This window comes from Actinoallomurus bryophytorum (assembly GCF_006716425.1).
Lineage (GTDB): Bacteria > Actinomycetota > Actinomycetes > Streptosporangiales > Streptosporangiaceae > Actinoallomurus > Actinoallomurus bryophytorum.
Genome location: NZ_VFOZ01000001.1, coordinates 3510517 through 3533659 on the forward strand (window position 1 = coordinate 3510517; position 23143 = coordinate 3533659).

The 23143-nt window shown below is 69.7% G+C and carries 23 protein-coding genes and 1 tRNA gene; 11 read left to right on the top strand and 13 right to left on the bottom strand.

The window, feature by feature from the left end:
* Positions 1 to 30: 30 nt before the first annotated feature.
* Together cphA and FB559_RS16480 are read right to left on the bottom strand one after the other, a co-directional pair.
* The gene (cphA, locus tag FB559_RS16475; RefSeq protein ID WP_141956437.1) at positions 31 to 2694 is read right to left on the bottom strand and encodes a cyanophycin synthetase; all 2664 of its coding nucleotides are present in this window, start codon (positions 2692 to 2694) and stop codon (positions 31 to 33) included.
* A 3-nt stretch (positions 2695 to 2697) separates the two neighbouring features.
* Positions 2698 to 3513, bottom strand: coding sequence for a cyanophycinase (locus FB559_RS16480; protein ID WP_221640052.1), 816 nt, complete (start codon positions 3511 to 3513; stop codon positions 2698 to 2700).
* 556 nt (positions 3514 to 4069) lie between these two features.
* On the opposite strand from FB559_RS16480, the gene FB559_RS16485 reads away from it, so the two are divergent.
* Complete coding sequence (locus tag FB559_RS16485) at positions 4070 to 4690, top strand: hypothetical protein (RefSeq protein ID WP_185792253.1); 621 nt, start codon at positions 4070 to 4072, stop codon at positions 4688 to 4690.
* A gap of 102 nt (positions 4691 to 4792) precedes the next feature.
* Here the strand turns inward: FB559_RS16485 and FB559_RS16490 are convergent, their stop codons facing one another.
* The 3 genes from FB559_RS16490 to FB559_RS16500 all read right to left on the bottom strand — a co-directional run bounded on the left by FB559_RS16490 (position 4793) and on the right by FB559_RS16500 (position 6708).
* Complete coding sequence (locus tag FB559_RS16490; RefSeq protein ID WP_141956438.1) at positions 4793 to 5188, bottom strand: DUF6292 family protein; 396 nt, start codon at positions 5186 to 5188, stop codon at positions 4793 to 4795.
* A 94-nt stretch (positions 5189 to 5282) separates the two neighbouring features.
* Positions 5283 to 5864, bottom strand: coding sequence for a GNAT family N-acetyltransferase (locus FB559_RS16495; protein ID WP_185792254.1), 582 nt, complete (start codon positions 5862 to 5864; stop codon positions 5283 to 5285).
* A 43-nt stretch (positions 5865 to 5907) separates the two neighbouring features.
* The gene (locus tag FB559_RS16500; RefSeq protein ID WP_141956440.1) at positions 5908 to 6708 is read right to left on the bottom strand and encodes a GntR family transcriptional regulator; all 801 of its coding nucleotides are present in this window, start codon (positions 6706 to 6708) and stop codon (positions 5908 to 5910) included.
* A gap of 311 nt (positions 6709 to 7019) precedes the next feature.
* Between FB559_RS16500 and FB559_RS16505 the strand changes: the two genes are divergently transcribed.
* Together FB559_RS16505 and FB559_RS16510 are read left to right on the top strand one after the other, a co-directional pair.
* Positions 7020 to 7271, top strand: a complete 252-nt coding sequence (locus FB559_RS16505; protein ID WP_141956441.1) for a hypothetical protein — start codon at positions 7020 to 7022, stop codon at positions 7269 to 7271.
* 111 nt (positions 7272 to 7382) lie between these two features.
* Positions 7383 to 8180, top strand: a complete 798-nt coding sequence (locus FB559_RS16510; RefSeq protein ID WP_141956442.1) for a hypothetical protein — start codon at positions 7383 to 7385, stop codon at positions 8178 to 8180.
* Here FB559_RS16510 and FB559_RS16515 read toward each other — a convergent pair whose 3' ends face one another.
* Both FB559_RS16515 and FB559_RS16520 read right to left on the bottom strand, forming a co-directional pair.
* Complete coding sequence (locus FB559_RS16515) at positions 8181 to 9383, bottom strand: sigma factor (protein ID WP_141956443.1); 1203 nt, start codon at positions 9381 to 9383, stop codon at positions 8181 to 8183.
* A gap of 256 nt (positions 9384 to 9639) precedes the next feature.
* Complete coding sequence (locus tag FB559_RS16520) at positions 9640 to 10767, bottom strand: glycerophosphodiester phosphodiesterase (RefSeq protein WP_141956444.1); 1128 nt, start codon at positions 10765 to 10767, stop codon at positions 9640 to 9642.
* A 391-nt stretch (positions 10768 to 11158) separates the two neighbouring features.
* Here FB559_RS16520 and FB559_RS16525 point away from each other — a divergent pair.
* Positions 11159 to 11231 (top strand) — tRNA-Arg (locus FB559_RS16525).
* A 268-nt stretch (positions 11232 to 11499) separates the two neighbouring features.
* Here the strand turns inward: FB559_RS16525 and FB559_RS16530 are convergent.
* Together FB559_RS16530 and FB559_RS16535 are read right to left on the bottom strand one after the other, a co-directional pair.
* Positions 11500 to 12486, bottom strand: a complete 987-nt coding sequence (locus tag FB559_RS16530) for a glycerophosphodiester phosphodiesterase family protein (protein ID WP_221640053.1) — start codon at positions 12484 to 12486, stop codon at positions 11500 to 11502.
* Positions 12487 to 12693: 207 nt separating this feature from the next.
* Positions 12694 to 13650, bottom strand: coding sequence for a hypothetical protein (locus FB559_RS16535; RefSeq protein ID WP_141956446.1), 957 nt, complete (start codon positions 13648 to 13650; stop codon positions 12694 to 12696).
* A 150-nt stretch (positions 13651 to 13800) separates the two neighbouring features.
* Here FB559_RS16535 and FB559_RS43925 point away from each other — a divergent pair, with 150 nt between their 5' ends.
* Positions 13801 to 13944, top strand: coding sequence for a hypothetical protein (locus FB559_RS43925; RefSeq protein WP_185792255.1), 144 nt, complete (start codon positions 13801 to 13803; stop codon positions 13942 to 13944).
* 7 nt (positions 13945 to 13951) lie between these two features.
* On the opposite strand, the gene FB559_RS16540 is transcribed toward FB559_RS43925, so the two are convergent.
* Complete coding sequence (locus tag FB559_RS16540; protein WP_246121655.1) at positions 13952 to 14644, bottom strand: response regulator transcription factor; 693 nt, start codon at positions 14642 to 14644, stop codon at positions 13952 to 13954.
* Between the two features lie 78 nt (positions 14645 to 14722).
* On the opposite strand from FB559_RS16540, the gene FB559_RS16545 reads away from it, so the two are divergent.
* The 6 genes from FB559_RS16545 (at position 14723) to FB559_RS16570 (ending at position 20242) form a co-directional block, all read left to right on the top strand.
* Positions 14723 to 16174: a sensor histidine kinase gene (locus FB559_RS16545; protein WP_141956447.1), complete on the top strand. Its 1452-nt coding sequence runs from the start codon at positions 14723 to 14725 to the stop codon at positions 16172 to 16174.
* Between the two features lie 35 nt (positions 16175 to 16209).
* Positions 16210 to 16731, top strand: coding sequence for a hypothetical protein (locus FB559_RS16550; protein ID WP_141956448.1), 522 nt, complete (start codon positions 16210 to 16212; stop codon positions 16729 to 16731).
* Between the two features lie 3 nt (positions 16732 to 16734).
* A complete protein-coding gene (locus FB559_RS16555; RefSeq protein WP_141956449.1) occupies positions 16735 to 17835 on the top strand; it encodes a peptidoglycan-binding protein in 1101 nt (366 codons plus the stop codon).
* Positions 17832 to 18503: an ABC transporter ATP-binding protein gene (locus FB559_RS16560; RefSeq protein WP_141956450.1), complete on the top strand. Its 672-nt coding sequence runs from the start codon at positions 17832 to 17834 to the stop codon at positions 18501 to 18503. The genes FB559_RS16555 and FB559_RS16560 overlap by 4 nt, the downstream gene beginning before the upstream one ends.
* On the top strand, positions 18500 to 19684 hold the full coding sequence (locus FB559_RS16565) for an ABC transporter permease (protein WP_141956451.1): 1185 nt from the start codon (positions 18500 to 18502) through the stop codon (positions 19682 to 19684). Before FB559_RS16560 ends, FB559_RS16565 begins: the two co-directional genes overlap by 4 nt.
* A gap of 135 nt (positions 19685 to 19819) precedes the next feature.
* A complete protein-coding gene (locus FB559_RS16570; protein WP_141956452.1) occupies positions 19820 to 20242 on the top strand; it encodes a DNA-binding protein in 423 nt (140 codons plus the stop codon).
* Positions 20243 to 20256: 14 nt separating this feature from the next.
* On the opposite strand, the gene FB559_RS45540 is transcribed toward FB559_RS16570, so the two are convergent.
* The 3 genes from FB559_RS45540 to FB559_RS16585 form a co-directional block, all read right to left on the bottom strand.
* Positions 20257 to 20676: a transcriptional regulator gene (locus FB559_RS45540; RefSeq protein WP_246121657.1), complete on the bottom strand. Its 420-nt coding sequence runs from the start codon at positions 20674 to 20676 to the stop codon at positions 20257 to 20259.
* Positions 20598 to 22127: an FG-GAP-like repeat-containing protein gene (locus FB559_RS16580; RefSeq protein ID WP_141956453.1), complete on the bottom strand. Its 1530-nt coding sequence runs from the start codon at positions 22125 to 22127 to the stop codon at positions 20598 to 20600. The genes FB559_RS45540 and FB559_RS16580 overlap by 79 nt, the downstream gene beginning before the upstream one ends.
* Positions 22128 to 22229: 102 nt before the next feature.
* Positions 22230 to 23129: a LysR family transcriptional regulator gene (locus tag FB559_RS16585; RefSeq protein WP_141956454.1), complete on the bottom strand. Its 900-nt coding sequence runs from the start codon at positions 23127 to 23129 to the stop codon at positions 22230 to 22232.
* Positions 23130 to 23143: the final 14 nt, after the last annotated feature.

The window sequence follows — 23143 nt, forward strand, 5'->3', positions numbered from 1 at the left end:
GCACCCCCTGCGGGCCGGTCGGCGGGCCGCTCAGCCGGACCCTTCGGTGGCCGGCGAGCACAGGCGGGCGGCGCCGAGGGTCTGGAGCAGGTCGGCGACGGGCTGGAGCTTCTCGTACAACAGGAGGAGGGGCTCGCCGGGCGCGGCAAGGGTGAGGGCCATGCCGACGGCGTCCTTGAGGTCGCCCGCGGTGCGGATCCGTACGTCCGGCCGGACGTCGGTGAGCCCTTCGATGATGAGCCGTGTCATCTCCCCCGACCGCCGGCCGCGCAGGTCCTCGTCCTCGTACACGACCACGCGGTCGAAGCACCGGGCGACCTCGCGTGCGGTGTCCATCACCAGGTCGTCGCAGCGGTCTCCGGGCAGTGTCACCGCCGCGACGCCGTCGCGTCCCCACACGCGCCGCAAGAGGCTGCCGACGGCCGCGACGGCCGCGGGGTTGTGCGCGTAGTCGACGACGACGGGCGTCTCCTCGATGCGGAACGAACAGCCTCGGCCCGGATTGCACCGGTGCGGGTCGAAGGTCCGCAGCCCGAACGCCACCATGCTCGCCGGAACGCCGAGCGCGCGTGCGGCCGCGGCGGCGGCCAGCGCGTTGGCGATCATGTAGTCGGCCTTGCCTCCGAAGGAGCCGGCGACGTCGGCGATCGGGAGCAGCGCGTTGGTCCGGCGTCCCGCCGCCTCGACGAGCCAGCCGTCCTCGGTGTAGTAGGCGACGCCGTCCATGCGTAGGTGCCGTTCGATGACCCTGTTGGTTCCGCTGCGGGCGAAGTAGCGGATGACCGGCTTGCGCCGGCGCACCGACGGGCGGTCGGCGAGCTCCGCGACGCGTGGATCGTCCGCGTTGAGCACGACATGGCCGCCGGACTTGATCTCCTCGGCGACCAGCGCCTTGATCTCGACGAGGTCGTCGACCGAGGTGATGTCGTCGACACCGAGATGGTCGTCGGTGATGTTGGTGACGATCGCGACGTCGGCGCGGTCATAGCCGAGCCCGCGCCGCACGATCCCGCCGCGCGCGGTCTCCAGCACGGCCGCCTCGACCGCACGGTTGCCCAGCACCATCTGCGCCGACCGCGGGCCGGACGCGTCGGCCTTGTAGAGGAGATCGGCGCCCAGGTAGACCCCCTCGGTCGTGCACATGCCCACCGTGCGGCCGTCCTGGCCCAGCAGGTGCGCGACCATGCGCACGGTGGTGGTCTTCCCGTTGGTGCCGGTGACGGTGACGAGAGGGACCCGCGCCGAGCTTCCCGGCGGGTACATCTGGTCGATGATGTCCGCGGCGACGTCGCGGGAGCTGCCCTCGTACGGGGCCAGATGCATGCGCAGCCCCGGTGACGCGTTCACCTCGATCACTCCGATGCCGCCGGCGTCCGGCGGCACCGGCGCGCCGATGTCCGGGAGCCGCAGGTCGATGCCGCAGACGTCGAGCCCGACCGCGGACGCCACCCGGCGGCACAGCCGCGTGATGTCGGGGTGCACGCGATCGGTGACGTCCTTGCTGGTGCCGCCGGTCGACAGGTTCGCGTTGCGGCGCAGCGAGACCACCTCGCCGTCGGCGGGGACACAGCCGGGATGCAGGTCACGGGCGGCCAGATGGGCGAGCTCGGTGTCGCCGAGCGTCAGGCGGGTGAGCGGGCGGTCGTGTCCCTCGCCGCGTGCCGGGTCGGCGTTGGCGATGGCGACGAGCTCGGCGATGGTGGACCGTCCGTCGCCGGTCACCCGCGCCGGGCTCAGCTCCGCGGCGGCGACGACGCGGTCGCCGACCACGAGCACCCGGTGGTCGCGGCCGGGTACGTAGGCCTCCACCAGCACCTCCTCGCACACCGTCGCGGCCTCGCGGAAGGCGGTGACCACCTCGGCGGGGTCGGTCAGCTCGATCGAGACCTTCTCGCCGTGGTGGCCGGACAGCGGCTTGACCACGACCGGGCCGCCGATGTCGTGCAAGACCGACACGGCGTCGTCGGCGGATGCGACGACGTACCCGCTCGGTACGGGCAGGCCGGCCTCCTCCAGCAGGCACTTCGTCAGCATCTTGTCCGCGGCCGCCTCCATGCCGACCGCCGAGGTCCGGTCGGTCATGGCCGCCCAGACCATGCGCCGGTGACGTCCGTGCCCGAGCTGCAGGAGGTTCAGGTGGCCCATCCGGCGTACCGGGATGCCGCGGCGCCTCGCCGCCTCGGCCAGTGCCGCCGTGCTGACACCCAGCCGGGCCTGCCCGTACGCGTTGGCGATGGCCGACAGGGGCGCGGTCAGGCCGGGAGTACGGCCGGCCAGCAGCTCGGTGACGGTCCGGATCGCGAGCCGGATCAGGTCCTCCACGACCGACGTCTCGGGCGCCTCGTCGCGCGGGCATTCGAGGATGACGTCGTAGCGTCCCGGCGCGCCCGCCCACACCGTACGGCCGAAGAAGACCTCCCGGCCGATCATCGAGGACAGTTCCAGGGTCACGTGCTCGGTGACGTGCCCGAAATAGGTGCCACGGGCCATCGCCCGCAGTAACCCGCCGGGCCGCCCGGCCGAACAGTGGTGCTGGGCCAGGCCCGGCAGCAGGGGCACCAGTCGTTCGGCGAAGCCGGCGAAGTCCGTGGTCTCCCGGCCGGTGAGCTCTTCCAGCTCGAGGCGGGCGACCGCCACCGGCCGTGAGACGTACAGATTGGGACCGCCGAGCCAGCGCAGATGGTCGAGGTGCACGGCTTACTCCTCTTCTTCCCGTGTCGGGCCGAACCACGGTTTGCGCTGCTCCAGGTCGAAACAGCAGCCGGCCGGAAGGAGATGCAGACGAACGTCGAACAGGGCCATCGGGTTGTTCGCGGCAGGGGCGACGGTGGCCCGGTCGGCGTCCACGACGGTGACCACGCCGCTGCCGATCACCTCGAAGCGGTCGCCGTCGACCACGATCGCGGTGTCCTCGTCGATCCCGACGCCCAGGTACTCCACGTCCAGGGCGATCCCGCTGAGCAGGCGAGGCAGCCGGCCCCGTTCGGCGAAATGCATGTCGATCAATACGTTGCCGAGCAGATCCAGCCCCGGCCCGATCCGTACCGAAGACGTCGTCCCGTCACCGCCGAGGATCATCCAGCGGCCGAGCGCGGTCGCACCCGCGCTGGTGCCGGCGATCACCAGTCCGTCGCGTTGGAGCCGGTGGTGCAGGAGGACGTTGGTCTTCGAGCCGACGAGCATGCTGAGGCGTGACTGGTCGCCACCGCTGATCAGCACGCCGGTCGCCTGCTCGAGCATGGTGAGTGAGGCCGGGTCATCGGCCGTCGTGCGGCCGATGAGCCGCAGCTCGGTCACCGATGAGGCGCCGAGGCGGCTGAACACCGTGGTGTACTCCGCGGTGACCTCTTCGGGTACACCGGTGGCCGTGGTGACGACGACGATGCGTGAACGACGCGCCCCCGAGAGGGCGACGAACTCCTTGAGCGGTCCAGTGCCGCAGGTGCGGTTCTCCCTGCCGCCGATGACCAGAAGCCTGCCCTCGCCGACGTCCCCCTCCGTTATGTCGGTCACGACAGCTAGCTACCCGATTGTCACAGCAAGTAGTCGCCGACTGTGACACCTGGCATGGCGCGGTTTTCTTGATCAATTGTCTGCCGAACCCGGTGATTCGGTCCGGGGCGGCCCGGTCTGAACCAACCGGGAGCACTCCTTTGAGATACCGGAGGGTATTTCAAAAATGCTCGGCTATTCGGACAATAATCGTGTCTAAATACAGGGTTTTCGCCGACCGATAATACCGGAGGGGATCATGTCGACGGTGGTCGTGTACTGCGGCGCTTCCACGATCCATGCTGTCCAGAGGGCAACTATCCTCTTACTTCGGCCGCCCGAGTGGAACTTACCGGTGAACCGGAACTGCAACTCTTACGTCTAAGAGACGCACGTTTCGTCACGATGTGGAGGTGGCTTGAGGGGCGTAGGGGAAAATGGACGCCATGGTCTACCTCTGAGAGGCACACTCACTCCGAAGTGGAGCGAATGAGGGCGGACGGCCCAGTTCGTTTTGGAGGTGCCCATGTCGTGCACGAACGGTTTTGGCAACGTTCGGCTTATGTACCGTCTTGTCATGGCGGTGGACGTCGAGAAGTACAGCGCGCGGGACGCGCGTGAACAGCTGCGGGCGCAGACGGAGCTGCACCGCATCATCAACGTCGCCGCCCAGAACACCGGGCTCGACCAGCGTGAATGGTACGAGCAGGTCAGCGGCGACGGCGAGCTGGCGGTCCTGCCCGAGGACGTGGATGTCTCCGTGGTGGTCGGCGACTTCACGCGTCAGCTCGAGACGATCCTCGGAGAGTTCAACCGGAAGGCCGCGACCCGCCTGCGGCTGCGGGTGGCGATGCACCACGGGACGCTGACGCCCGGACCGTTCGGACCCGCCGGCGACGCGCCGATCGTGGTCAGCCGGCTCCTGGACGCCAGGCCGCTGCGCCGGCTGCTCGCCGACGAGCAGGATCGCGACCTCGCGCTCATCGTCTCGCAGAGCCTGTACCAGGACGTCATACGTACCGGGTTCTGCTCGCTCGATCCCGAGGAGTTCCAGCCCGTGCGCGTGAACGCCAAGGGCATCCAGTACCACGGTTTCGTCCGGCGTACCGAACACGCGCGGATGGCTCCCGTGGCGCTGCGGGCGGCCGCGGCCGGAGGCGGGGTGGGCCTCATCGCGATACCCGGCGGCCGCGCCTGACCCGTCCCCCGCCATCGGCCCCGCCCGCTTGCTCCACGTCCCCCGGTCGGTCACCGTCCGCGCGCCATCACGGCCGCGCGGGCGGTACCCGTCTTTTCGGGATCAGTACCTGCGGAGCACCTCGTCGAACCCGTCCGAGTCCGCGTACGAGCGGTACTCCCGTCGCGGCCCGGCCGTACCGCGGGCGACCCGCCGGGCGAGCTCGGCCGGCGGGGGCAGGGGGCCGCCGCCGAGATGCACGGCGCCCTCGAGTGCCGTGCGTACGCCCTGGGCTCCGGAGCCGAACCGGCCGATTCGCCAGCCGGTCACCTCGTCCCAGACGAGCGCACGGGTGTCGGCGAGAACGACGGTGGCATCGCGGGGATCGCTCGGGTCGAGCCAGCTGCGATCGATGCCGAGTCCTCGCTGGAGAAGGGCGTGAACGCTCTGCGTCATGTAGTTCCGCGCGGCGTCCACCCAGGAATCCGGGTGCTCTAGTGGTTCGCGGTGATCCGTCACAGCAAGACACCTTTCTACGAGCCTGCCCGAATTATGCGTTAAAAGTTGCTGATCATTCCCAGCTTCATGGCGGAGGCAGGCCGATCTGGTGTGTTCATGAGGTCGTTGACCAGGCGCTCGGCTCTTCTACCAGCCGGCGAGTATTGGTTTTCCGGGTGTCCTCCGCGGCCTTCTGGAAAAGCGCCCCGGATGGGTAGGACGGGTCGGGGCAGCTGCCGCAGCGGATGAAGCCCTGCCGTTCGTAGTAGTCGTGCAGGCCGGAGTTGGTGCTCCAGACGTCGACCCGGACCCACTCGACGTGCCGCGTTCTGAGCTCCCGCTGGACCGCCCAGTCGATCATGAGGCCGCCGAGGTCGCGACCGGCGTACGCGCGGCTCACGACCAGGCGATGAACGTAGACGGCGTCCTCTTCATCCCCGTCGGGCCAGACATCCGGGTTCGCGCGTTCGCAGATCGTCATGGTGGCCGCCGGGGTGTCGCCGTCCCAGACGATCCACGTCTCACCGAGTTCGAGGCCGCGCCGGACGCGCCCGTCCCGCCGGCGGCGGTCCGGCCACGGCCTGGCCCACTGGTCGGTGTCCCTGCCGCGCAGCCATTCGGAGGCCTCGTCGATCAGGCCGATCACGATCGGCTGCTGGCCGACCGTGGCGAGACGCATGGTGAAGGTGGTGTCCATGGCTTCCGGGGTGATGTGGGACCGGTGGTCGCCGGCGGAGCCGCTACGCGGGCCCGTCGACCTCGATGCGGGCCTCCGGTACGTCACCGATGTTGTAGTAGAGCAGGTTCCGGTCCGCCGGATAGACGGTGACGGTGAACCGGATCGGCTCGCCGCTGTCGGCATAGGCGGTGCGAGAGAGCTCGATCAACGTGACGCTCGCGTTCTCCGGCAGGTCGAAGAAGACCGACTCCTCCTGGTCGGGAGGGCGTACGGCGATGAGGTCCTGGTAACCCGCCTGGGTGAGCCCGAGCTCCTGCTCGAGATACTTGACCACGCCCTCTTCGACGTCGACCGCGTCCACGAGGCGCTCGGCACCCCTGTTGACGAACGCCATGGGATAGAACGACGTTTGCAGCGACCACGGGTCGTCGTCGATGAGCCGCTGCTGGTGCCGGCTGACGACCCGCGCGCCCTCCTCGATCTGAAGCTGCCGGGCCACCAGGCCGGTCGCCTTGCGGATCTCCACCCGGGGGTCGGAGGTGCTCGGCCGGCGGTTCTGGATCTGGGCGCTCGCGACGTACGCGCTGCCGTCACCGCCGCCGGGCCCGAGGCCTGGCTGCGGGGACAGCTCGACGGCGAAGGGCGTGATCTTCCGGGAGACGAAGGTGCCCCGCCCGGCGTGGGTCACGACCAGCTGCCGCTGCGTCAGCCACTTGATGGCATCCCGGACGGTGTTGCGGGAGGCGTCGTACTCGACCTGGAGCTCCAGCTCGGTCGGCAGCTGGGCCCCTCGGGCGATCTCGCCCCCGTCGATCTTCTTGATCAGGTCGTCCGCGATCGAGCGCCACTTGGAGACCGCCATGATCACTCCTCCAGCCCGGCCGCCCGCCGACGAGGCGAATGTATGACGTCCGCCGCCGTGCAGGTGTCGCCTGGCCCATCTTGGTCACATGGAAGGAATCAGTCAAACAAGGTTAATGATTCCACCGAGGGGTATTGAAGGTATTGATCGAATGGTTGGGATGAGTCAATCTTAACAGAGTGATCATCCCGGTAGGGCGGGACGGCAGAGTCGCCGGGTCGCCACGGGCCCTCAGGCATCCGCGAGGGCCACATCAGGGGGCGGAACGGAAACCCGCACAATCCGTGCGGTGCGAGCGAGAGGGGAAGCTCGTGAGTTTGCTCGACCCGGCAAGTCTCGTCCTACTCGTGATCGCGGTCGCGTTCTTCGGCGCGGCCGCGGAGATGCTCTGGGCGTTCATCAGGTCCAGCAGCCGTGACCCACTGACCCCGCTGGCGCCGGACGAGCGCTCAGCGTGGGCACGAAAGTGGGCCGGAGTCTACGTCCGGCGGCCACAGCCGGCCGAGGTCCAGCACACCTCGCTGGACCGGCACGCCTCGCTGGACCGCGAGCACGCCGCCTAGCACCTGTCACCCGACCGCCCCTCGACGCCGGCAGCGCTGCCGGACGTCGTGGGGCGGACTCATCGCTCGGTCCCTTCCGGTGACCGCGGCTGAGAGGAGGATCCGATCACCATGGAGACCCCCAACCACCTACGTACCGGGGCGACCGGCCTGGTCCGGTCCGCCTCCCACCTTCATCCCCGTGCGGCGCGCCGGCTGTCGGCGAACCTGGGCCGCACGATCGGACGGCGCCTGTCCGCCCAGGTCCTGTCGCACCTGCCGGACCCGCCGATCGGGGGCAGGTCACAGCAGTGCTCGATCGTGGCGTTCGACGTCGTGGCCTTCGGCGACCGCCGTCGCGACGATGACGTACAGCTCTACGTACGGTCCGGGCTCTACCGGATCATCGAGAAGGCGTTCGACACGGTGGGCGTGCCGTGGCGGGCATGTCACCGCGAGGACCGCGGCGACGGCGTCCTCGTCGTGGTACCGGCCCCGTACGCCACCGAAGCCCTCATCTCTCCCCTGGCCGACCGGGTACGCGCCGGGCTGCGGCGGCACAACAAGCTCTCCAGCGAGGCGGCGCAGATCCGGCTGCGGATGGCACTGCACGCCGGCCACGTCCACTTCGACGAGTACGGGGTCGCGGGGCAGACGCTCGTGCACGCCTTCCGGCTGCTGGAGGCGCCGGCGTTCAAGACCGCGTTCGCCGCCACCCGCTGCGAACTCGGCTTCGTGGTGTCCGACCGGTTGTACGACGACGTGATCCGGCACGGCCCCGGCTTGATCGACCCGGAGCTGTACGACGCGATCAACGTGTCGCTGAAGGAGACCGAGGCGCGCGCCTGGGTGCACTTCCCGCCCGGGGCCGTACGCCCGGCACTGAGCGCCTGGCCGCACGCCGTGGGCCCCGTGGCGGCGGGCGCGTGATCAAAGGACCGAGATGTCCCACGCGACGCCGACCGGCACGGCGGCGCCCGAGCCGCCGCTCACCGCGATCGTGGCGTTGCCGGGCAACGTGATGAGACCGCGGTTGAGGCTCACCTGGACCGTCACTTGACCGTGGTCGCGGATCGTGCCCCCGGCCCTGGTGAGGGTGACCTGGGGGCTGGACGCGGCGGCGCTCCACGAGACCGGGCCGCCCTTCGCGCCGAGCACGATGGCGGCGATCGTGTCATGGCCGTGGAAGTGGATCGAGACGGGGCTGACGACCAGCACGCCGTTGCGCCCTCCCGGCGGCGGCGGAGTGCTGGGGAGCGTCGGCGTCGGCGTGGGGAGTGCCTGCGGGGCGGTGGTCGGCGGTATGCCGCCGCCGGCGCCGGGAGCCCCATCCTGCCCGTCCGGCCTGCGGGGATGATGGGTCGGCGCCTTGGAGGTGTGCGGCTTGCCGCCCGGCCACTGGATGTCCGGCACCGGGAGGTTCGGGTCCATCAGCATGAGGACCACGACCGCGGTCACCAGCGCGGTGAACAGTCCCGCGGTCGTGAACGCCCAGCGCCGCGCGAGGTGTGAGGGCGCGTCGGGCTGGCGCGGCATGCCGTCGGGGGTCAGCGCGCCGCCCCTGGCCGCGATCTCGGCGCGGTAGCCGGCCAGCTCTGGATCGGTCCCGGTGTGCAGGACGCGGTGACGCAGGGCGGCGGGCAGGACGGGCGCCGGGGCGGAGTCGAGGAACTCTTCCGCCTCGGGAACCTGCTCCTGCGCGCGCTGGAGCCGTGCCTCGGAGCGGCGGAGTGACACGCCGAGCGTCACGGCGAGGTCGTCACCGGTCAGGTCGTGCCGCAGGGCGAGGAACAGCGCCTCGCGCTTGAGGAAATCCAGGCTGGCGAGCGGGTCACCTTCGGCCGCGTCGAGCTGGAGCTTGCGCTGCATGCAGCGCCGGCGCGCGGCGGCGTACAGCCAGGCCCGCAGCCGGCCACGGTCGCGCATGCGGGGCGCGCGGCGGGCGGCGTCGATGAAAGTGTCGTGTACGACGTCGGCGGCGACCCGCTGGTCGTCCAGCAGTGCCATGCAGTAGTCGTACAAGCGCTCGGCGTACACGTCGTAGAGCGTGGCGAGCACATCGTCGTCCCCGTCGTGCAGTCCCTTGACGAGACGGCGATCGGCGTCGGGGGCGAAGCGTGACCACCTTGCCATGTACGTGCTCCACGATTTGAACAGCGTGTTCCTACTTACCCCAAACCCTATTGGTTAGGGGCCACCTCACCGTATTAGTGCAACTTGTCCGGTTGTGCGGGTTTTCGGAGTCCGGGGCGTCCGAGTCGCCCCGAGTCGCCCGGGGGGTAGGGATGACGATGCCCCGTGCCCGGTGGGCGCGGGGCATCGTTGGCAGCGGCTGTTATAGAACCTTCGCCTTACGGGCTTGGATCTTTAGGTCCTTCCCGGCCCGGACTCAGCCGAAGACGCGGTGCCGGGTCGAGACGGCGAGGGCGGAGTCGTCGGAGAAAATGCCGTCCACGCCGAGCTTGTAGAAGTCGGCGAGGAGCCGTGAGGCGTCACCCTCGGCCTTGGGGAAGCTCGGCGAACCGGGGTTGCCCTCCTGGTACTCCACCGGCAGGAAGGAGTTCTCCGGCCGTACCGTCCAGGGGTGCACGGCGAGACCGGCGTGGTGAGCGTCGGCGACCAGCGTCGTCGGCGGCAGCGCGTGGCTGCTCGCGTCCACCGGGATGATCCGGGTGAGACCCGGGCCGATCCCGTAGGCGTACTGCGCGATCCCCTTCAGCCCGGCCGGTGTGACCAGGTCGGAGTAGGTCCGCGGGTCGTGGTTCGCGACGAAGTCGTACGGCGCGCCCTGCGTGTCGATCAGCTGGATCAGCTTGATGCTGGTCCTCTTGTGGAGCGCCCGCAGGTTCGAGGTCTCGAACGACTGGATGAAGACCTTGTCGTTCCTGCCCTTGAAGCCGTACTGGGCGAGATCCTTGAGCAGCTCGTCCTCCAGGGGCAGCCCGATGCTCCGGAAGTAGGTCGGGTGCTTGGTCTCGGGGTAGACGCCGACGTGGTGGTCCTTGGCGATCTGCAGCACCTCGTCGAGACTCGCGACGGGGTCGGTGCCGTCGAACGCGCTGCTGCCCTGCCGCAGGTCCGGCAGACGCTCCTTGAGCCGCAGCGTACGAAGCTGGGCGTAGGTGAAGTCCTCGGTGAACCAGTCGGTGTGCGCCACACCGTCGATCGTCTTGGTCTTCTTCAGACTCGCGAACTCCGGATGGTTCGCGACGTCCGTCGTGTCATTCAGCCAGTTGTCGTGCCGCGCGACCAGGACATGGTCCTTGGTGGTCACGATGTCCGGCTCGATGTAGTCGGCGCCCATCTCGATGGCGAGCTCGTACGCGCTCTTGGACTCTTCGGGCCGGTACTCGCTGGCACCCCGGTGGGCGATCACGATCGGCAACCGTGCGCCCTGGCGTGCCTGTGGCGCTGCCGGCGCCGAGGCGGCGCCGCTGCTACTTGCGAACGCGGCGTACGCCGTACCGGCCGTCACGAGGGCGAGCCCCCCGGCCAGCAAGCGTCGGGACAGTGACATGAGCTACCTCCTGGTTCGGAACGTGCGGAGGCTATGACGGCTGCGTGACGAATGGGAGACCTGATCCTTACAGGAGTCAGGTCCGAAACCGGCCAGTCAGATTCTTGCTTTCGCAGGGCGGCGCTTGACGGCGACGTTAGGACGGTTTCGGGCCTGATCGGCCGACGCCCGATCGAGCCGGCCGCCCGCGTTCTCATGACGCTTGCCGACGGGTTGTCCACAGTCCGGATTGATCTGTGGACAGTGGTTGTGGATCGTAGATCCGGCCGTCCGGCCGTCCGGTGGTGGCGCGTGCGAAGCGGCTTGACGCACGGGTCAACCGACGCCGACCTGCGCGCGTGCACCGATTCGCGCGCCGCCGCTGACTCCCGGTACACTCGTCGGGCAGCTAGCAGCCGTAGCTCAACGGATAGAGCATCTGACTACGGATCAGAAGGTTGGGGGTTCGAATCCCTCCGGCTGCGCAGGTCAAGGGCCTACTCCGATCACGGGGTAGGCCCTTTTGACGACAACGGACCCGCTGATGGCGACTGCGGTGGCGAAGAACCTGCCGGCTCGGGCGAGGCCGGGCCGCCGGCGGTGGTGTACCTCAGGCTGGGGTGGCCACGGGGTCTCCGGATGCGGGGTTCTTCTTGGTCGAGGAACCCGCTTCCGGAGGCCCCCCAATCATCGAGAAGGGCATGCGGCCCGGTCAGGCTCCGGGCGATGGTCGGGATTCTTTCTGGAGCTGAATCAGTTTTGGCAGGGGTCGGTGCCGGGTCGGCCGGGGCGGACGATGCCGCGCTGGTCGAGGAGGTTTTCCAGGACCTGTGGCCAGGCCGCCATGATGCCGTCGGCGCAGGCGTTGATAAGGGTGTTGTAGGCGTCTTCGTTCTCCGGCGCGGTGCCGCTGAACCAGACGTGGACCGCGTAACCGTCCGCGTGGGCCTTGGCGATGAATTCCTTCGTCGCGACCGGCATCCCGTTGAGGTTCACCGGGATCTGCAGGGCCACGGTCCCATCGATCGGCCGCGTGCCGGACAAGAAGTAATTGGTGAGGCCTTGTTGTCCGGGTGCCAGCCCGATGGCCGGCGCGAGTTCGTGAAATTTGGCGATGGCCTCGTCGTTGAAAGAGGTCACGATGATGTCGCTGCGGTGGATCCGGTTGAGGATCGTGGCCAGCAGTTCCGCGTTGTGCAGGAACGAGGCGGTGTCGGCGTCGCTGGTCCCCTTGATCTCGATGTTGACGGGCACGTGCCGGAACGTGGCGAGGACCTTGTTCAAAGAGGGGATGGCGAAGTCACTCGCCCGGTAACCCGACGGTGGCTGTTGCTGGTGGGTGCGTACGCCGCGCAGCGGATACGACGAGGGCGGCAGACCCGGAACCGCACTACGGCCCGGCACGAAGTTGTACGCCGCGTCCAGGGCGTGGACCTGGCGGAAGGTCATGTCGCGGACCAGGCCGGTGCCGTTGGTGGTCTGATCGACCGAGGAATTGTGCATCACCACCAGCCGGTCATCCGACGTCGACTGCACATCCAGCTCGACCATGTCCGCGCCCAGCCTGACCGCGCGTTCGAACGCGTACAGGGTGTCCGCCGGGGCCTCACTCTCACCACCGGCATGGGCCATGTTCATGACCCGGCGAGCAAGCCACGGATTATCCGACGCGCTGGACGCCGACGCGGTGGGAACCAGACCGGCGACCGCGACGGCCAGCGACGCGACGACCGCCGCCACACGAGCAGACGGGCGGGGGACAGAAAAAGCAAGAACCCTTGATTTCCTAGACCACATTTACTTCGGACTCCCTTGATCGGAATCTATCTCTTTTGGAGCGCGATGCCGATACCGCCCTTTTCCAAACTGGTATCGGCATTGCGGAGCACGGCCGGCTTTAGCCGTATAAACGACGCTGCAACCCGCTTATCTTAGGGGGTCGTGGTATTAGCTGAATGGTAGTTCGGTCGAAGGTTTCCCCGGTTTGGTGTCGGTCCATGCTGCCGATCGGACGGTCTCGTAGTTGATGATGAAGCCTGGTTTCATCTCCGCGTACTCGCCGCTGGGCTTGGTCAGTTCTTCTTGTATGGACAGCAGCGCGCCGGTGCGTTCGTCGAAGACGGCCACGGAGCGGGAGCGGTAGGTCCCGCCGTCCTCTGGGTAGCCGTTCGTCATGTCGTTGGAGGCCAGCGCGATGCCGTGGCGGCCCAGTGGGTCGGTGTCGGGGCCGATCGAGTGGACGCCCGGCTGGGTGGCCAGCGCCCGTATCATTCCCGCCCGTACCTTCGGCGGCACGGGGGCGAACAGGAGTCCGACCACCGTCCTGATCTGGACGCGAGGGATGGCCGCCGGCGTGGCGGGTCGGTTCGCCGGCTTCGCGAAGCCCATCGCTGATTGGGTCAGGAACATCTCGGTGAGCTTCGCCGGATCGGCCGGCAGATTCTGTAGCTCCTCGGCCGACCTCCCGCGGAATTTCCCTCCGCCGCGAGGGTCGATACCGGCGCCGTTGCCGCTGTCCCGCCAGCTCGTTCCCTTGGTCGTGAAGCTGTCGTAGTGGTCGCCGGACCAGACACGGAAGCGCGATGGCGACCCCGCCTTGCGCCACAATGACGTGTCCTGCGGGTGGGCCGGGAGGTCGCGGGCGTAGTAAACCTCGCCCATGCCGGGCTTGACGCCCTGCCAGTTGAACATTTCGCTCTGTGAACCGGTGACCGCGTAGGTCCCGGTCTTGGCGCGGATGATGTAGGACTGTCCGTCAATGATGTCGAGGGACCAGTACTTGCCGATCGGCTGCTGTTCCGCCCTGTCCGCCGCCGCGAGGATCGCTCCCTTGGCGTCCAGGTGCACCGGGCCGGGCGGCGGCGTGGGCGTGTTCCCGCCGGCGAGTGTGATCGCAACGGTCACCGCGGCGCCCGCCGCGACCGCCACGCCGCCCAGCCCCCACCGCGCCCGGGGCGGCGGGCGGCGCCGTGACGTGTTCTGTAGTGCCTTCGCCCGGGCGATCTCCTGGGCGGTGGGCGGGGCGGCGGGGCGAACGATCTCGACGCCGGTCGCATGAGTCCGGACGGTCGAAGCGCCGTTGCCGAGTGCGTGCACGGCATTCGGCGCGCGGTCGAGGTCGGCTCCCTCCCCGCGGGCATCCGCGCCGCCGAACCGCGTCCGCGGATCATCGACGCGATCGCGTCCCGGCTGCGCTGAGACGCCCTCATGACCCCGCGCGCAAGGCGTAGCCGAAGCCGCGGACCGTGTGGATCATCGGTGGGCCGGTCCGGTCCAACTTCTTGCGGAGGTAATAGACGTACGTCTCGACGACCTGTGCGTTGCCGTCGAAGTCGTAGTTCCAGACCAGGTCGAGCAGTTGTTCCTTGGACAGCACCTGGCCCGCGTGCTCCATCAGGCAGCGCAGTAGCTTGAACTCGGTCGGAGTAAGGGTGACCTGGTCGCACGCGCGGCGCACCGTACAGGTGTCGACGTCCAGTTCCAGGTCGCCGACGCGCAAGCGGCGGGGCGCGTCCGGCGCGGTCCGGGTACGGCGCAGCACCACCCGCACCCGGGCGTGCAGTTCCTGCAGGCTGAACGGTTTGGTGATGTAGTCGTCACCGCCGGAGGACAGGCCGGTGAGCTTGTCCTCCAGCGTGCGGCGTGCGGTCAGGAAGATGATCGGCGGGGCTTGGCCGAGGCCCTGCAGCCGGTCGCACACCCGGAAGCCGTCGATGTCGGGCAGCGAGACGTCCAGCACGATGAGGTCGGGGCGGAACGCCTCCGCCTGGGCCAGCGCCGACCGGCCGTCGGCCGCCGTGGCCACCTCATAGCCCTGGTAGTGCAGGCCGGTCGCGACCAGGTCGCGAATGTTCTCCTCGTCGTCCACCACGAGCAGCCGCGCCGAAGATGTCACCACCCGGCCATCGTGACCCGATCACGGGGCAGTCGCACCTTTTCTGACCGGATTATGAGCCGGCGAGGCGACCATTGAGGCATGTCGCTACGGATGCGCATCCTCGCCGGACTCGTCGGCCTTCTCGTCCTCGGCCTCGCCGCCTTCGGCGTGGGCATCAACCGGCTGATGAAGGGCAAGCTGGAGAACCAGCTCGACCAGCAGCTGGTGGCGGTGGCGGGCACCGTACGGCAGGTCCTCGTCACCGACAAGGACCAGCGCGGCCTGGACCGGCTCTTCGACATGCCGTTTCCCGAGAGGAAGGTCCCGCCCGATCCCGACCTCCCGCTTCCCCGGAAGGCGGGTGCCGGCATCCTGGAAGGGCCGCAGGGCGTCTCTGACCTGGCGGCCTTTCCGCCCGGCCTGGTCGTCGAGGTCCGCAGCCAGAGCGGCACCCTGCTCGACCGCCAGATGTTCCCCAGCAAGATGAGGGTCGAGGACCTCCCTGCCGGCCGGCCCACCGTCGCCCCGACGGGACCGGGTCACCGGCGGACGCTGACGACGACGATGCACGAAGGCGGCACCCCCGTACTGGTGACACTGGCGATCCCGATCGCCCCGGTCGACGGGGTCCTCGGACAGCTCACCGTCATCGAGCTCGTCCTCGGCGTCATCATCGTGGTGATCGGAGCCGGGCTCGCGCTGGTCGTGGCGCGGGTCACCGCGCGGCCGCTCGCCCGGATCGCGGCCACCGCCGACGCCATCTCCGGAGGCGACCTCACCCGGCGGGTCCCCGACAGGAACCCCAAGACCGAGGTGGGCCGGGTCGGGCTGGCGCTGAACGCCATGCTCGGAGAGATCCAGCGGTACGTCGAGCGGCTCGTGGAGTCCGAGCAGCGGATGCGGCGGTTCCTCGGCGACGCCTCGCACGAACTGGCCACGCCGCTCACCTCCATCCGCGGCTATTCCGAGCTGTTCCGCAGCGGAGCCCAGGACAGGCCGGAGGACCTGGCACGTGCGATGAGCCGGATCGAGGCCGAGGCGGCCCGGATGACCGGGCTCGTGGAAGAACTGCTGCTGCTCGCGGAGCTGGACGAGGGCCGCCCGCTGCGCCCCGCGCGGGTGGATCTTCGGGCGATCGCCGCCGACGCCGTGGACGACGCCCGGCTCGCGGCTCCGGATCGGACCATCGAGCTGGAGGCCACCGCCGGCCTGTACGTCCACGGCGAGGAGAACCGGCTCCGGCAGGTCGCCGCGAACCTGCTGTCCAACGCCTGCCGGCACACCCCGCCGGGCACGCCGATCACGGTCACCGCGGCGCCGGGCGTCCTCGAGGTGGCAGACGATGGGCCGGGCATGGACGCTGTACGGGCCGCGCGCGTCTTCGACCGCTTCTACGGCGACGGTTCCGGGCTGGGTCTGGCGATCGTCGCCTCGATCGTGGCCGCCCACGGCGGCACCGTCCAGGTCACCAGTGCGCCCGGGGAGGGCACGACGTTCCGGGTCGAGCTGCCGCCCGTACGCGAGTCTGACCGGATTCTGACCGGAAGCTGAGCCCGTCCCGAGCCCCGCACCCGAGGCTCACCGGCATGCGAATCCTCTCTCTCGCCACTGCCGCCGTCCTGGTGATCGGCGGTGCGACCGCCTGCGGCTCGAACGGCTCCGGAGCGGCCGTGACCAGCACTCCGACGCTCGGCACGGCCGCCAAAGAGGCCAAGGCCCGCCAGTTCGTCGAATGCGCCCGCAAGAACGGCATCCCCAACGTCGCCGACCCCACGGTGAACGCCGACGGCGACATCGACATCAGCCCGCCGCCCGGCCTCACGAAGCAGAGCCCGATCGTGCAGAAGGTCATGAAGATCTGCGGCAAGTACATGGACGGCGTCCTCACCCACCGGACCGAGGACCCCAGCCTGGAGTACGACAAGGCGCTCAAGGTGGCGGCCTGCGTCCGGCAGCACGGCGTGCCGAACTTCCCCGACCCGTCCCCGCCGACCGAGGGCGGCGAGGGACAGAAGATCCACCCCGGCAACGGGCTGAACAAGGAGGCCATCGACAAGGCGATGCGAGCCTGCGGCATCACTCCCCAGCCCAAGCCGAACGACCGCTAGCTCATGAAACGCCTCGGAATCTCGCTCACCGCCGTGGGCGGCCTCGCCGTCATCGCCGCCGGAGTCCTGTGGACCACTGCCTCCAAGCCCTCCGCCACCGCCTCACCCACCCCGTCCGCGGGGACCACGACCGCCACCGTCACCCGTGCCGACCTCGTCGAGACCGACGAGGAGCAGGGCACGCTCGGCTTCGACGGGGCCCGTACCCTCCAGTCGTCGGCGTCCGGCGTCCTCACCGCCGAGCCCGCCGAGGGCACCACCGTCACCCGCGACCAGACGCTGTACGGCGTCGGCCTGCACCCGGTGCGGCTCTTCTACGGCGCCGTACCGTTGTCGCGCACCCTCGCCCTGGGCGTCTCCGACGGCAGGGACGTCAAGCAGCTGGAGAGCAACCTGCGCACCCTCGGGTACGACCCGTACCACGGCATGACCATCGACGATCACTTCTCCGTCGCGACCCAGGCCGCCGTCGAGCGCTGGCAGAAGGCGCACAAGCAGACGAGGACCGGCCGGGTCACCCTGGCCGACCTGGTGTTCTTGCCAGGCTCGCTCCGGATCGGCACCCAGCACGCCAAGCCCGGCGACCGGATCGGGGCGGGCGCCCGGCTCCTCGACATCACCGGCACCGCCCGCATCGCCACCGTGGACCTGCCCGCGGACAGCGATCTCGCGCACGCCGGGGACAAGGTCACCGTCGAACTGCCCGACGGCAGCGGGACGCCCGGCGTCATCACCGAGGTCAGCACGACCGCCGCCGGCAACTCCTCCGGCTCGGAGAGCAACGGCAACTCGGGCTCGGGCAACGACGCCACCGTCGCGGTGACCGTACGGCTCACCGAACCCAAGGCCGGCGGCGGCTTGGACCGGGCTCCGGTCACCGTCGGCTTCACCCGCCGGCGCGCCAAGAACGTCCTCGCCGTACCGGTCGCCGCGCTCGTCACCCTCTCCACCGGCGGGTACGCCGTGGACGTCACCAGCGGCGGAGCCGTACAACGAGTCGCGATCAAGACCGGCATGTTCGCCACCAACGGCGCCGGCACGGGTCGGGTGGAGATCTCCGGCCCGGGCATCAGCGAGGGCCTCCGGGTGGTGGTCCCGCAGTGAGTCCGGTCATCGAGCTCCACGACGTTCGCAAGACCTATCCGGGGCCGGTCGAGGTCCTGCACGGCATCGACCTGACCATCGAACGCGACGAGCAGGTGGCGATCCTCGGCCCGTCCGGCTCCGGCAAGTCCACGCTGCTCAACCTCATCGGCATCCTCGACCGCCCGACCTCCGGCACGCTCGTCGTGAACGGCCAGGACACCGCCGCATTGACCGACGGGCGGCTCGCCGGGCTGCGCGCCACCACCATCGGCTTCGTCTTCCAGCAGTTCTTCCTGCTCGACTACCGCACCGCGCTGGACAACGTCGCCGACGGCCTCCTCTACACCGCCACCCCCCTGCGCGAACGCCGCCGCCGGGCCGCCGAGGTCCTGGACCGAGTAGGCCTCGGCGGCCGGTTCGGGCACCGCCCGGCCCAGCTGTCCGGCGGCGAACGCCAACGTGTCGCCATCGCCCGCGCCCTCGTCGGCCGGCCCACCCTCGTGCTGGCCGACGAGCCGACCGGCGCCCTCGACACCGCCAACGGCGCCGCCGTCCTCGAACTCCTCGGCGAACTGCACGACGACGGCACCACCCTCATCGTCATCACCCACGACCCCAGCGTCGCCGCCGCCATGGACCGTGAGATCCACATCCGCGACGGCCGCATCCACCCGGAGCCGACATGAGTTCCAGCCGCCTCACCACCGCCGATCTGGTCCGCGTCTCGCTCCTCGGCATCGGCGCACGTAAACTCCGGGCCGCCCTTTCCGTCCTCGGCATCGCCATCGGCATCGCCGCCATCGTCTGCGTTCTGGGTATTTCACAGTCCAGCGCGGCCGGCCTCCAGCACGAGCTCGACCGGCTCGGCACCAACCTGCTCACCGTCCAGCCCGGCGAGAGCCTCACCGGCGACCAGTCCACCCTTCCGCTGTCCGCCGAACAGACCCTCACGAACGCCCCGTACGTCCAGCAGGTGTCCGGCATCGCCCCGGTCTCCGGCACCGTCCTGCGCAACCAGCGCATCGGCTCCATCATCACCGGCGGCATCGGCATCAAGGCGGCCCGTCCCAACCTGCCCTCCGCTCTGCACGGCAAAGTCGCCCAGGGTGTCTTCCTGAACGCCGCCACCAGCGACTACCCCGTCACCGTCCTCGGCGCGGTGGCCGCCCAGCGCCTCGGCATCACCACCCTGCGTCCCGACACCGCGGTACGGGTCGGCGGCAAGACCTTCACGGTCGCCGGCATCCTCGCCCCCATCGAGCTGGCCCCCGACATCGACCGCTCCGCCCTCATCGGCTTCGCCGAAGCCGAGCGGGCCTTCCGCGTCGACGGTTCGGCCGCCACCGTCTACCTGCGCACCGACCCTGACCACGTCGGAGAGGCCGCCAAGACCCTCGCCGCCGCCGCCAATCCCGCCCATCCCGACCTGGTCAGTGTCAGCCAGCCCTCGGCCGCGCTCAGCGCCCAGCTCGCCGCCAAGAAGACCTTCAACGGCCTCCTCCTCGGCCTCGGCGCGGTCGCCGTCCTGGTCGGCGCGATCGGCATCGCCAACGTCATGGTCATCTCGGTGCTCGAACGCCGCAGTGAGATCGGACTGCGCCGCGCCCTCGGGGCGACCCGCGGGCACATCGGCGGCCAGTTCGTCGGCGAATCCCTCGCCCTCGCGCTCCTCGGCGGTCTCGCCGGCTGCGCCCTCGGCACCCTCGTCACCGTCGGCTACGCCCATTACAAACACTGGGAGGCCGTCATCCCGGCCACGGCCCTGCCCCTCGGCCTGGCCGGCAGTCTCCTCATCGGCACCATCGCCGGCCTCTACCCGGCCGCCCGCGCCGCCCGTCTTCCCCCCACGCAGGCTCTGGCCCGATGACCCTGGCCAACGTCCTGGGCTGGGGTTCGGGCGCGGCCACCGCGCAGCGGGAGCTGGAGCGGTTTCGGCCGACCCCTTCGGCCAGCGTTTGAACAAAGTGTTGACAACAGATCGTTTACTTCTTAACGTGAAGGCATGACCGACGACCCTTTCGTAACCCCCGATCCGGCCGGCGCCCATGCCAGGCGCAGGTACCCCGCCCTGATGAGGATCACCGAGCGGCACGCGCGCGGTGAGCTGCGGGAACGCTGGGAGCGGTCCCAGCTGCCCATGGGGCCGCTGGACGCCTGGCGCCAGGTCGTTCTCGTCGCGGGAGGCGGGCTGGTGCCACGGGACGGTGAGCCCGGCGCGGACGCCAATGACATCGCCGCCGCGCTGACCCTGGTCGACTCGGCGCGGGGAGAGGTGGACGCGATGGAGATCGGGCTGCTGGAGATGGCACGGGGGCGAGGCATGACCTGGCAGCAGATCGCCTTCCACATGGGGCTGGGTTCGGCCCAGGCGGCTCGTCAGCGGCACCAGCGCCTTGCCGCCCGTACGGACTCCGCGGCAGGTTGATCGGTGCCGTCGGCTCAGTGAGGGCCACCGGGCCGGCCAGGGGCGGTCTCCTCGCGCTCGCCGGGCCGGGGCGTCTCCGCCGGCACGCCCGCGGCCGCGACGATCCGGCTCAGCGCCGCGGCGTGCCGCTGGAACGCCTGCCGCCCCGGCGCGGTGAGCTGCACGTAAGTGCGCCGCGTCCCCAGGTCCCGCGCCTTGCGTACCGAGACGTACCCGGCGTTCGCCAGAGCGGAGCCTGCTTGGACAGCGCCGAGTCGCTGGTCGCGATCGTGTCCCGCAGAAAGCCGAAAGGCCGGCCGACGGGGTCGCGTGGCGATCCCGTGGCCGGCCCTCGATCGGTTCAGATCTTGATGTGTCAGCCCTTGTGGCCGGTCCGTACGCCGACCTGTGCGTCCAGTCCGCTGACGCCGAGTGTCCCCGATCCGAAGGACCACGAGCCGGTGGCCGTCACGTGGGTTCCGGTGCCCTTCAGCACGCTCACCGCGCCGTCGGTGCCGTTCTCCTTCGGCGCGCCGGCGACCAGGTCGCCGTACCCGTCGCGGTTGACGTCGAGCACGCTCACCGTCCAGCCGAGCGAGTCGTTCTTCTCGGCCGTACCGGCCACACCCGCCGTGCTCTGTGAGAAGGCCTGCGCGCCGGTGCCGGTCAGCCCGGTGGTGCCGCCGTACAGCGCGACCGCCTCACCGGCCACGGTCTTGCCGCTGACCGTCTTGTAGGGCGCGCCCACCACGAGGTCGTCCTTGCCGTCGGCGTTGAGGTCACCGGCCGCCACGGAGTACCCGAAGTGGTCGCCCGACGCCGCCGCACCGGGCACGCCCGACGTGGATTGCGTGATGGTGTTGAACGTGGCCATCGACAGGGTGGAGTCGCCCATGTAGACGGTCACGTGGCCGCCCGTACCGCCGCTTTCGCCGCTGTAGCCCACGGCGACGTCGGAGGACCCGTCACCGTTGAAGTCTCCGCTGGCCAGCGAGGTGAGCGGCGTGTAGACCGATTTCACCGGCACGCTGCCGTCCGGCGAGCTGGGGTAGACGTCGAACCCGGAACGCTGCGCCGGGTCGGTGGCGGACGGGTCCTGCCAGCCGATCACGATGTCGCCCGCCTGGTCACCGTTCACGTCGGCGATCGCGGGGAAGAAGGACAGGGTCGAGGTCGCCGCGGCGGTCACCGTCTTGCCGGCGACCTTGTGCCGCAGCGGCCGACCATGGCTGCCGGACGGGAACGACCTCGCGGAGGCGGCCTTCACGGCGGCCGTCGGCGTGGTCGTCGTGTACCACCAGAACGCCGCACCCGGCGCGGTGGTGACCCAGTCGGTGTAGCCGTCGCCGTCGGCGTCGCCCTCGGCCATCGAGGCACCGAACCGGTGCCCGGCTCCCGGCCCCTCGCTTCCGTTGCTGGGTTCGTTGTCACTGACCGAGCCGGTGCCACTCAGCCCCGACGAGGAACCCCAGAGGATCCACTCGGCGCCGGCGTCGACCCCGGCACCCGTGTCCTCGTCGGGGGCGCCGACGATCAGGTCGGCGTAGCCGTCCCTGTCGACGTCGAAGGACGTGAGCGCCATGCCGAAGTGGTCGCCGGCCTCGGCGCTGCCCGGCACACCCGTGGTGTTCTGGCTGAGGATCTTCTTCTTCGACGTGACCGGCCCCTTTGCCGAGCCGGGCACGATCGTCACAAAACCGGCGCTCGAGTGGCCGCTGACCTTGCCGTACGGGCTGCCGAACGCCAGGTCGGCGTACCCGTCACCGTTGAAGTCGTACGGCTTGCCCTGCGTCACCGCAAGCGCCGATGGACGGGCCGTCGCGTGGGCGACGTGCACCAGTCCGGCCGCTCCCACCGCGCTGACCGCGCCCGCGGACAACGCCAGAGCGAGAATGCGAGAAATCACCGAACCTCCTTGATCACCATCCGCACGACGGCGAATGGTGATCAAGAGACGCCGCAGATGGCCTGGAGGTTTACCAGGGTTTCTTCTGATTTCGGGGCGTGGTCAGCTCGCTTCGGTGCACAGGCATTGGAAGCACGCGTCGACGAAGATCCGGATGGCCTGGCGGTCATCGTTCGTGCGCCACACGACCGCGAGCCGGCTGGGCGAGAGTCCGGTGACGGGACGGAAGGCCACGTCGTCGCGTCGGTAGGTCTCCGCGTTGCCGGCCGCCAGGAGCGCCACGCCGAGGCCGGAGGCGACCGCTTCGAAGGTCTCTTCGGCTGTTTCGGCCTCGGCGGCGATCCGCGCTGGGGCCGAGCGTTCCTCGGCGGCCAGCCAGAACCGCCGCAGCGGGCCCGCGGCGGCGGGCAGGGCGATGAACGGCTCGTCCGCGAGATCCGTGAGTGAGAGGGTGGAACGCCGCGCGAGGCGATGATCCACCGGCAGCGCCACCCATCGTTCCTCGGTCGCGACAACGCGCCAGGAAAGCCGTCCGGTGTCCGGTACGGGAAGCCACGCGACCGCGACGTCGACTTCGGAGCCGGCCAGGCCCGCGGTGGGGTCCTGCCAGGAGACCTGCCGGAAGGTCAGCTTCCATCCTGGCAGCAGCCGCGCCATCCTCGCGGTGACACCGGGGATGAGCCCGCGGCCGATTCTGGTCTGGAACCCGACCCTCAGCGTCGTGTCCTGCGCCGCGGCGGCTTCGGCCACCGCGTGCCGGGTCTCGTCCCACTGGGCGAGCAGGAGCCGAGCCTGCGCCAGCATGACCTCGCCCGCCTTCGTCAGGCTCACCGTGCGACGGTCGCGCTCGAAGAGCTTGGCGCGCAGGGAGATCTCCAGCTGCCGGATCTGCCGGCTCAGCGTGGGCTGAGAGATGAAGAGCCGCTCATTCGCGGCCTTCGTGAAGCTGAGTTCTTCCGCGACGGCGACGAAGTACCGAAGGTCGCGAAGATGAGCATCCATAGCAAAAAGCTATT